Source organism: Sulfurovum sp., from assembly GCF_049668085.1.
Lineage (GTDB): Bacteria > Campylobacterota > Campylobacteria > Campylobacterales > Sulfurovaceae > Sulfurovum.
This window is the reverse complement of sequence record NZ_JBATIY010000140.1, coordinates 1-3,717: the sequence shown is the minus strand read 5'-3', so window position 1 is coordinate 3,717 and position 3,717 is coordinate 1. Positions and strand designations below refer to the sequence as shown.

The following is a 3,717-nucleotide window of genomic DNA, read 5'->3' as shown; positions in this document are numbered from 1 at the left end:
TCTACATGACTTCTATGCTATTCTGGCTGGACGTGCTGTTCTGGGTATAGCTGTTGCTCTACTGATGACAAGTTCCACTGCACTCATAGGTGATTATCTTAATGAAAAAGGACGGCATAAATTTATGTCTACACAGGGGATGGCTGTAGCTCTTGGTGGTATTGTCTTCATCACTGCGGGCGGTTTCCTTGCGCAACTACACTGGTCCTATCCTTTTGCCATCTACTTTTTACCCTTACTCTTTCTTCCCTTATTATTATCATCACTGTATGAACCTAAAAAACATATACATATTGAAAATGAGATAGAGATAGAAGCTAAACTCTGGCCAGTGTATCTAACTGCCTATTTTGCTATGGTACTTTTTTATATGCTGCCTACACAGTTACCCTATCTTATCATCGACACACTCCATGGAGAGCCTAGTACCATAGGATTTGTCATTGCTGTAGCAATGATGTTTAATGCAATGACATCCAGACAGTATGCTAAACTCAAAGGAAGGTTTACCTATATACAGATCTATATCATTACTTTTATCTTTTTTGGCATAGGGCTTTTCATCATTTCACAAGCCAGTTCTATTGCACAACTCTTTTACAGTACTGCATTTATAGGTATAGGATTTGGGCTTATTCTTGTCAATACCAATGCATGGTTCCTCTCAAAAGTACCAGCACACAAAAGAGGAAAAGCTTCAGGAATGCTCGCATCAAGCTTCTTTCTAGGGCAGTTTTCCTCTCCACTTATTTTTGAACCGATTGTTAAAATATATGGGATCCAGGGACTTTTTCTGATCGTCTCAGCTATTGCGTTGATGATTTCATTGAGTCTATTTTTGAGAGGAAAAATGGTCAAACACTAAAAGCATTTTTTAACAAAAGTGTGGGTGATTCAGCCTACCAATAATTTATATAAGTCATCTACACTTCGTACAGCATCTGCATGATCAGTAAATCCCCAATCAACCATAATGTAGTCTATTTCAGCTCTTTGACTTGCCAACTCATCACGGGGACCATCACCTATAAAAAGTGCGTTATGGCTGTTATGTCCTAACTCATCAAGTATTTTGTGAAGCATATCTGGATGGGGTTTCCCCTGTGGAACATCATCATAACATGCGATCGCATCAAAATGTTCATTTACTTCTAGGTGTGTAAGGGATTCGATCGTTGATCCTCTATACGCATTGGTAGCTACAGCTAGAGCATGTCCTTTACCCTTAAGTGTTTCAAGCAGTTCCATGATCCCATCATAGAGGACCAACTCTTTATCATGGTTGTTTGTGTAGTATTCTGAAAACCATCTTTCATGATCACGATCAAATGCTTTTGCATGGTAAAAAGTTTGTGCAGGGTTGATCGTATGATCATTCACCAGCCTAAGTATATGTGACTGTTCCATAGGTTCAAAACCTAAATTAGAGCGCACATAATTGATGGCATTTGCAATGGTGATAGAACTATTGACCAATGTGCCATCCATGTCAAAAATGATCAGTTTTTTATCCATTATTGAGCATTTTTCGTATTCTTATTAGTAGGTGATTGGTTAAACTTAACGTAAACAGAAAGACTGACTAAGAGTAATGCAACAGCAGAAATAAGATATACGGCATACTCAAGCTGGGCTGGGTCTGTAAGAGCAAACTTAAAGACCAGCATAAGGGCCTCAATCGATAGTGCGATAATAATGGAGCCTAAAAATCGTATCATAGTCTGGTGCCCCTCTCCTGCACCCTCTTTTTTCTCTTTACCCAAAACCTCTTCCTCAAATATTGCTTTGACCAGGTCAAAAATAGCTAGAGAGAGGGTTAGAAGGATCGTTGCTTTAAACATCTCATTGATCTCCAAGGCAGCAAAATCAAGACCAAAATGTAAAAATGCACTAATACCTTTGACAAACAGCAAAAGCGAGACTCCCGCAAGGGCTATGGAAAAAGCAGTATATGCGATTTTACTTAATGTTCCGGAAAAAGAGTCAATAGAGCTTGGGTGCACCATACGTAAAATATTTTCTAAAGTAATGTCTACACAAATAATACTGATCAAATTATCCTTTTCATCTACGATAGGAAATGATGCAGTGACAACCATCTTATTAGTCAAATTGGATGGGTATGGTTCCGTTAAGGTACAACGATGCTCTCTTTGCGTTTTATAATAGTATGCCCTATCGCTTCTATCCTCACCTTTACCTACACCTTTAAGCTTTTTATCCTTCGAGATATTTTCAGTTATCTGTATGCCTTTACCATCAAGTGCATAGATCGCTTCTGCAGTAGTGATGCTCTCATTAAGAGGTTCTAACCTTCCAAGTACGGTAGAAACATCACCATTTATAATAGTTTGAGAAATATGTCTTCCAATGATATAACAAAGGTAAGCTCTTGCTTTCGCACGAACCTGAGCATATTCTTCTATCTCTTTAATTTGCATACCATGTCCCTTATGTATAAATAATTATAATACTTTACCTAAAATATCTGTAAATTTTACTTTTTGGTTAATAGCTACTTCAGGGAAGATACTCCCCTTTTGCGAGAAAGTCAAGATCGTAGAACCCATCTCAAACCAACCATAGAATTCTCCTCTGTCTACCCAGAAATCTTCATATTCGTAATGCACCGGTTCTCTTATCTCTGAGTTTGTTCTTACATTTTCCTCAAAAGTAACCACCATTTGACCTACATTCAAAGCAGCAACCAATACAAGTATCTGTGTTCTACCCTTCTCATCTTCACACTCTATGACGACTCTCTCATTTTCAATAAATAGATCTACTTTATTACGGAGTAATGGAAAGTTCACCGGGTAATGCTTGCCGGGGATATGCGTCAAAGAATTCACTTTGAGACGCATCGGCATGTGGTAACGGTGATAATCTTTAGGAGAGAGATAAAAATTGATAAACTCCCCTCCTTCTACTTTAGCAACTGCTTCTTTATGATATTCACCAAAAAGTTCCTCTATCTTATAACTCATCCCTTTGATCTGATAGGCTTTACCCTCTTTGATCGTTCCTGCATCTGTGATGAGGGCATCTACACCGGATATCAATGCATCTTTATCTTCAGGTAAGGCTCTAGGTGTTTCAAATGCTCTTGTGAAGAGTTTGTTCAGTGTAGGATATGCACTAGGATCCTTAAATTCACTCATATCAAGTCCCATGAGTTTGACATAACCGGCATTAATAAAGTTTTGAACGGAGGAGGGAAATGCTTTAGAAGCGAATTTTCCAAAACCGCTGGAGATGATAGAGGTAAAGTGTTTAGCCATTGTGTTTCCTGTAATTGAACAAATTGACTCATAAGAGACAGTCAGTTCATAATATATGTAGCATTATACCATTTGTCATTTAGGGTTGGGATTGTTAGATAAAATACGATACTATCTATCTCAATACACTCAAGGATAAAGCATGGCAAAATACGTACTTTTCGATACAGAAACTACAGGAAATCAAGAACAGGACCGCATTATACAGATAGGGGCCATGATCGTACACAGTAAAGATGAGATCGAAGTGCTTGATGAGCTATGCTTAGCTCCGGTTCCTATCAGTATAGAGGCAATGGAAGTGCACAACATCACACCTGATCTCATAGAAGACAAAGGGCTGTATGATGAAACTGATTTTGCTTTAAAAGTACTGGAATTAAATCAAAAAGAGAACTACCTCATCGCACACAATATCTCTTTTGACCTGGCTATG

General features: G+C 38.3%; 5 protein-coding genes. 2 read left to right on the top strand and 3 right to left on the bottom strand.

What is annotated here, in order from left to right:
- Nucleotides 1-865 (top strand): MFS transporter (locus tag WBM70_RS08895; RefSeq protein WP_424558155.1); only part of this gene is annotated, 865 nt, incomplete at its 5' end.
- 29 nt (nucleotides 866-894) lie between these two features.
- Here the strand turns inward: WBM70_RS08895 and WBM70_RS08890 are convergent.
- The 3 genes from WBM70_RS08890 to WBM70_RS08880 are packed head-to-tail and all read right to left on the bottom strand — an operon-like array spanning nucleotide 895 to nucleotide 3,281.
- Nucleotides 895-1,515: an HAD family hydrolase gene (locus WBM70_RS08890; protein WP_424558154.1), complete on the bottom strand. Its 621-nt coding sequence runs from the start codon at nucleotides 1,513-1,515 to the stop codon at nucleotides 895-897.
- Nucleotides 1,515-2,441, bottom strand: a complete 927-nt coding sequence (locus WBM70_RS08885; protein WP_424558153.1) for a PDC sensor domain-containing protein — start codon at nucleotides 2,439-2,441, stop codon at nucleotides 1,515-1,517. Before WBM70_RS08885 ends, WBM70_RS08890 begins: the two co-directional genes overlap by 1 nt.
- A gap of 24 nt (nucleotides 2,442-2,465) precedes the next feature.
- Entirely contained in the window at nucleotides 2,466-3,281 is an 816-nt protein-coding gene (locus WBM70_RS08880) for a phosphatidylserine decarboxylase (RefSeq protein ID WP_424558152.1), read from the bottom strand.
- 142 nt (nucleotides 3,282-3,423) lie between these two features.
- Between WBM70_RS08880 and WBM70_RS08875 the strand changes: the two genes are divergently transcribed.
- On the top strand, nucleotides 3,424-3,717 hold a 294-nt coding region (locus WBM70_RS08875; protein WP_424558151.1), incomplete at its 3' end, for a 3'-5' exonuclease.

Excerpts from the sequence above, each read along its gene's own strand:
- WBM70_RS08890 (WP_424558154.1), bottom strand. The coding sequence starts at position 1,515 with ATGGATAAAAAACTGATCATTTTTGACATGGATGGCACATTGGTCAAT.
- WBM70_RS08885 (WP_424558153.1), bottom strand. The coding sequence starts at position 2,441 with ATGCAAATTAAAGAGATAGAAGAATATGCTCAGGTTCGTGCGAAAGCA.
- WBM70_RS08880 (WP_424558152.1), bottom strand. The coding sequence starts at position 3,281 with ATGGCTAAACACTTTACCTCTATCATCTCCAGCGGTTTTGGAAAATTC.